This window comes from Streptomyces sp. NPDC006265, from assembly GCF_040613555.1.
Taxonomy (GTDB): Bacteria; Actinomycetota; Actinomycetes; order Streptomycetales; family Streptomycetaceae; genus Streptomyces.
Window position 1 is genome coordinate 1 of the sequence record NZ_JBEXSH010000615.1, and the last position, 5,558, is coordinate 5,558.

Consider the following 5,558-nt stretch of genomic DNA (forward strand, 5'->3'; position numbering starts at 1 on the left):
GGGTGGGCGTCGGTCCGCGGGAGGTCCAGGTGGAGGCGTTCGCGCAGGACGAGCTGGCCGCCGTCGTCGCCGAGGTCCCGGTCGTAGAGGCCGGCGGCGACGCGGTGCGGGCGGCTGCCGGCGCGGTCGACGGTGAGGGCGCAGGTGCCGTGCTCGCCGGGGGTGATGCGCGGGGTGAGGGTGTCGACGCCGGTGGTGCGCAGCCAGGCGTCGGCCCAGGCGTGGACATCGCGGTCGGTGGCGCCGGCGAGGTTGTCGATGAAGTCGGCGAGGGTGGCGTTGGCGAACCTGTGCCGGGCGAAGTGGGTGTTGATGCCGGCGAGGAAATCCTTCTCGCCGAGCCAGGCGACCAGTTGCCGCAGCGCGCTGGCGCCCTTGGCGTAGGAGATGCCGTCGAAGTTGAGCAGCGCGGAGGCGGTGTCGTCGACGGCTTCGGGGGCGACGGGGTGGGTGGAGGGGCGCTGGTCGGCGTCGTAGCCCCAGGACTTGCGGGTGACGCCGAAGTCGGTCCAGGTGTCGGTGAAGCGGGTGGCTTCGGTGAGGGTCTGGTAGCCCATGTATTCGGCGAAGGACTCGTTCAGCCAGATGTCGTCCCACCACTTGAGGGTGACGAGGTCGCCGAACCACATGTGGGCCATCTCGTGGGCGATGACCATGGCGCGGGTCTGGCGTTCGGTGTCGGTGACGGCGGAGCGGTAGACGAACTCGTCGCGGAAGGTGACCAGGCCCGGGTTCTCCATGGCGCCGGCGTTGAACTCGGGGACGAAGGCCTGGTCGTAGGAGTCGAACGGGTAGGGCTCGTCGAACTTCTCGTGGTAGCGGTCGAAGCAGGCGCGCGTGATGTCGAGGAGTTCGTCGGCGTCGGCGTCCAGGTAGGGGGCGAGGGAGCGGCGGCAGTGCAGGCCGAAGGGCAGGCCGCGGTGCTCGGTGCGCACGGAGTGCCAGGGGCCGGCGGCGACGGCGACGAGGTAGGTGGAGATGAGCGGTGTGGGGGCCGCCTTCCATACGCCGTCGGCCTGTTCGGTGATGCCGTTGGTGAGGACGGTCCAGTCCTGGGGGGCCTGCACCGACAGTTCGAAGACGGCTTTCAGGTCGGGCTGGTCGAAGGCGGCGAAGACCCGCTGGACGTCGTCCAGGAAGAGCTGGGTGTAGACGTAGGTCTCGCCGTCGGTGGGGTCGGTGAAGCGGTGCATGCCTTCGCCGGTGCGGGAGTAGCGCATCCGTGCGTCCACGCGCAGTTCGTGCTCGCCGGCGGTGAGGTGCGGCAGGGCGAGCCGGTTGCCGTCGAGGGCTTCCGGGTCGAGGGGGTGTCCGTCGAGGGTGACGGAGCGCAGCTCGGCGGGCTTGAGCTCGACGAAGGTGTTCCCGTCCACGCGGGCAGCGAACCTGATCAGGGTGCGGGAGTCGAAGGTGTCGTCTCCGCCGGTCAGGTCGAGTTCGATCGTGTAGCGGTGGACGTCGAGGAGCTCTGCTCGGGTCTGCGCTTCGTCGCGCGTCAGTACGGACATGCGAGACATGCTGCCTGATGGCGTCGGCAACGCACAGGGGCGGATCGGTACGTGCCCAATGTCCGGTCTACGTGCGGTCCCTTTCCAGCTCCCCGGCGTGCGCCCCCATGGGCCGCTGTGTCGGTACGCGCGCGTCGGGGTGCGGCAGGCCCGGGCGGGTGTGTGCGGCGGTCTCGGTGTGCTCCCCGGTGAGGGCGCGAAGGCGGCGCACCTCCCGTTCCAGGGCGAGCTGGCGCCGGCGGGAGCCGTAGAGGTAGCGGACCTTGGTGCGCAGGGCCCACGGGTCGACGGGCTTCAGGACGAGGTCGGCGACGCCCAGTGCGAAGGCGGTGGTGGTCAGTTCGTGGTCGGCGCCGAAGCCGGTGAGCAGGATCACGGGGATGTGCTGGGTCTGCTCCACGCGCCGCATGTAGCGCACGACCTCCAGCCCGCTGACGCCGGGCATGCGCACGTCGAGCAGGAGCAGGCCGACCTGGCCGCGCAGCACCTGCTTGAGTGCTTCGTCGCCGCTGGTGGCCCGGCTGAGCTGGTGGCCCAGCGGAGCCAGGGCGCTCTCCAGCGCGTAGAGCGTGTCCTCGTGGTCGTCGACGATGAGGATGCTGGTATCCGACGGCATGGCCCGACGCCCCTCCCTCGTGGAGGTCCAGAGTAGTCCGGGACACTGACGCGCAGTGCTCGTCAGCTGACATGCTGTGTACAGCGCAGCATGCCCCGGCCGGGTCGCCGTGTCACTCCCCCCCGAGGGGTGCGCGCGAGGTCAGTTGCCGCTTGTGGTGGTGCCGTTGAGCGCTTCGTCGGCGATGCGCTCGTGGTGGCGGATGACCTCGGCGACGATGAAGTTCAGGAACTTCTCGGCGAAGGCCGGGTCCAGCTTGGCGTTCTCGGCGAGTGCGCGCAGCCGGGCGATCTGGCGGGCCTCGCGGGCCGGGTCGGCGGGCGGCAGCTGGTGCTGGGCCTTGAGGTGGCCGACCTGCTGGGTGGCCTTGAAGCGCTCGGCGAGCATGTGGACGACGGCCGCGTCGATGTTGTCGATGCTGTCGCGCAGCCGGGCGAGCTCTGTGCGGACGGCGGGGTCGACGTCGCGGGAACCGGTGTTGCTGGTGGTCATGGGGCGTCAGCCTACGGGGATCACGCCGGGTGGCCGCCGGCCGTCTCATCCTTCGGCGGTAGGAGTCGCTTGTGGAAGTGGATGTCCTCGTGGCCGCCGGGGACGCCCCGGATGCGGGCCCGTTCCCGGAAGCCGAGCCTCGGGTAGAAGCCGGGTGCCTGGAAGCTGTACGTGGAGACGATCATGTCGGTGCAGCCGCGCCGGACGGCCTCCGCCTCCGCCGCGCGCATGAGCCGGCCGCCGAAGCCGGAGTGCCGCCGGTCCTCGCGGACCCAGAGCATGTCCACGGAGCACAGGGTGCCCCAGGTCCAGGCGGTGAGCCCGCCGACCAGGGCGCCGGCCTCGTCGGTGACGCGGACGGAGAGCGGCTCGGTGACGGCCCCGTCGGCGGCGGCGGTGTTGAAGGCGGTCAGTTCCTCGTCGAGCAGCTTTGCGAGGTCGTCGTCCTCGCCGCCCACCCGGAGCGAGGCGGCGACGGTGTGCTGTTCGCGGGTCACGGCCCGGATTCTGCCGTCGGGCGTCGGCCGGTGACGACCGGTTTTCGCCGTGCCGGGGCCCGTCCGCGGCGGGGTGGGTCCTCGTACAGTGGAACCGGGTTCAGGGGCGTCTTGGGGGTGAGGCGTGGCGAACGACGGGCCGGTCGAGCACGGCTACCCGCATCTGGAGACGGTGCGGGCCGCCATCACGGCGTTGTACAAGCGTCTGTCGTACGACACCGTCCGGACGTTCGCGACCAGCGTGCTCCCGGTCGACGTGGCGTTCTGCGACACCGACGACCTGTATCTGGGGGCGCAGCGGGTGGCGCACGAGCTGGTGCGGCACTACCGGCTGCCGGACGCCCGGCTGGTCGTGAGTTTCCGGGAGATGCGGCATGCGGCGAGCGTGGAGCTCGCGGCCGGGCCGGAGTACTTCGTGGAGCTGAACGACCGGTTCCGTACGCATCGGCGGGACATCGGGGCGGCCCTCGCGCACGAGGTGATGCACGTGTACCTGCACCGGCTCGACCTGTCCTTCCCGGGCATGCGGGACAACGAGATCCTCACGGACACGGCGGCGACGTATCTGGGGGCGGGGTGGTTGCTGCTGGACGCGTACCGGGAGGACGGGGCGTCCTCGCAGAAGCTGGGGTATCTCACGCCGGAGGAGTTCGGGTACGTGCTGGCCAAGCGGGCGCTGGTCTTCGGTGAGGATCCGTCGGTGTGGTTCACCAGTGCGCAGGCGTACACGGCGTACGGGAAGGGGACGGAGCTGGCCCGCCGGGACGGGCAGCAGCCGCCGCTGACCGCGGCGGGGTGGGCGGGGCGGCGGCGGTACGCCCGGGACCGGCGGCACGCGCCGGCGGGTCCGCCGCAGCCGGGGGTGCGGTACGCGTTCTCCCCCGACGGGGGCGGTCGGCTGCGGGTGTCGTTCCCCTGCCCCACGTGCCATCAGCGGATCAGGGTGCCGGTGCGGGGGCGGGTCCGGGCGCGGTGCGCGTTGTGCCGGAGCGTGCTGGAGTGCGACACGTGACCTACCGGGCGCCGTACACCGGTCCGGGCTCGGCCGCCTCCGACAGGAGTTTCCGGGCTTGCTCCCCCGCCTCGGCCGGGGTCCACCGGCCGTCCTTGTCCGTGCTCGGACCCGGCCGCCAGCCCTCCATCACCGTGATCCGGCCGCCCTCCGCCTCGAAGACCCGGCCCGTCACCCCCGCGCTGGCCGGGGAGCCCAGCCAGACCACCAGGGGTGAGACGTTCTCCGGGGCCATGGCGTCGAAGCCGGAGTCGGGGGGCGTCATGGTGTCGGCGAAGGTGCGTTCCGTCATCCGGGTCCGGGCGGCGGGGGCGATCGCGTTGACCTGGACGCCGTAGCGCCGCAGTTCGGCCGCGGCGACCAGGGTCAGGGCGACGACTGCGGCCTTGGCGGCGCTGTAGTTGCCCTGCCCGACCGAGCCGAGCAGGCCCGCGCCGCTGCTGGTGTTGATGATCCGGGCCTCGGGCCGGCGGCCCGCCTTCGCCTCGGACCGCCAGTGCGCGGCCGCGTGCCGCAGGGGCAGGAAGTGGCCCTTGAGGTGGACGCGTATGACGGCGTCGAAGTCGTCCTCGTCGAGGTTGACCAGCACGCGGTCGCGCAGGAAGCCCGCGTTGTTGACGAGGGTGTCGAGCCGGCCGTAAGTCTCCAGGGCGGTGCGGACGAGTGAGGCGGCGCCCTCGGCCGTGGCGATGTCGCCGCCGTGCGCCACCGCCTCGCCGCCCGCCGCGCGGATCTCTTCCGCGACCCGGGCGGCGGGGCCGTCGGGTTCGGGCGTGCCGTCGAGGCCCACGCCGAGGTCGTTGACGACGAGCCGGGCACCTTCGGCCGCGAACGCGAGCGCGTGGGCCCGGCCGAGTCCCCGGCCCGCGCCCGTCACGACCACGACCCGGCCCGCGCAGAGTCCGCTCATGTCAGCTCCCCGGTCATCCGGCTCTCCGGTCATGTCAGCTCTCCCTGTCCGCGGCGGATGTGGGGCCGGCGGTGGCCGCGTCGAGGAACGCCGGGCGTTCCCCGCCCCCGTGGACCAGCAGGCTCGCCCCGCTGATGTAGGCGGCGGCGCCGGACGCCAGGAACACCGCGGCGGAACCCACGTCGGACGGCTCGGCCAGGCGCCCCAGCGGGACCGTGCGGCCGACGGCGGCGATGCCGTCCCGGTCGCCGTAGTGGAGGTGGGCCCGTTCCGTGCGGACCATGCCCACGACGAGGGTGTTGACCCGGACGTCGGGTGCCCACTCCACGGCCATCGAGCGGGCGAGGCTCTCCAGGCCCGCCTTGGCGGCACCGTAGGCGGCGGTGCCGGGCGAGGGGCGGCCGCCGCTGACGCTGCCGATCATGACGATCGAGCCCCGGGCGCACCGGAGCCGGTCGTAGGCGGCGAGGGAGACGGTCAGCGGCGCGAGCAGGTTGAGCTCCACCACGCGCGCGTGCCGGTC

General features: G+C 72.4%; 7 protein-coding genes. 1 reads left to right on the forward strand and 6 read right to left on the reverse strand.

The genetic code is table 11. From position 1 onward, the window contains the following. From pepN to ABZ281_RS35495, 4 genes are all read right to left on the reverse strand, one after another. The coding region (gene pepN, locus ABZ281_RS35480) for an aminopeptidase N (RefSeq protein WP_356662185.1) at positions 1–1,508 on the reverse strand (1,508 nt) is incomplete at its 3' end. 67 nt (positions 1,509–1,575) lie between these two features. After that, positions 1,576–2,124 carry a response regulator gene (locus tag ABZ281_RS35485; RefSeq protein WP_356662186.1) on the reverse strand — a complete coding sequence of 183 codons (549 nt, stop codon included), beginning with the start codon at positions 2,122–2,124 and terminating at the stop codon, positions 1,576–1,578. 141 nt (positions 2,125–2,265) lie between these two features. After that, the gene (locus ABZ281_RS35490; protein ID WP_356662187.1) at positions 2,266–2,616 is read right to left on the reverse strand and encodes a chorismate mutase; all 351 of its coding nucleotides are present in this window, start codon (positions 2,614–2,616) and stop codon (positions 2,266–2,268) included. Between the two features lie 20 nt (positions 2,617–2,636). Then, a complete protein-coding gene (locus ABZ281_RS35495; RefSeq protein ID WP_356662188.1) occupies positions 2,637–3,113 on the reverse strand; it encodes a GNAT family N-acetyltransferase in 477 nt (158 codons plus the stop codon). Between the two features lie 124 nt (positions 3,114–3,237). Between ABZ281_RS35495 and ABZ281_RS35500 the strand changes: the two genes are divergently transcribed. Continuing rightward, the gene (locus tag ABZ281_RS35500) at positions 3,238–4,125 is read left to right on the forward strand and encodes a hypothetical protein (RefSeq protein ID WP_356662189.1); all 888 of its coding nucleotides are present in this window, start codon (positions 3,238–3,240) and stop codon (positions 4,123–4,125) included. 1 nt (position 4,126) lies between these two features. Here ABZ281_RS35500 and ABZ281_RS35505 read toward each other — a convergent pair whose 3' ends face one another. Continuing rightward, a complete protein-coding gene (locus ABZ281_RS35505; protein WP_356662190.1) occupies positions 4,127–5,035 on the reverse strand; it encodes an SDR family oxidoreductase in 909 nt (302 codons plus the stop codon). Between the two features lie 34 nt (positions 5,036–5,069). Further along, a partial coding sequence (locus tag ABZ281_RS35510; RefSeq protein WP_356662191.1) for an SDR family oxidoreductase occupies positions 5,070–5,558 on the reverse strand: 489 nt, incomplete at its 5' end.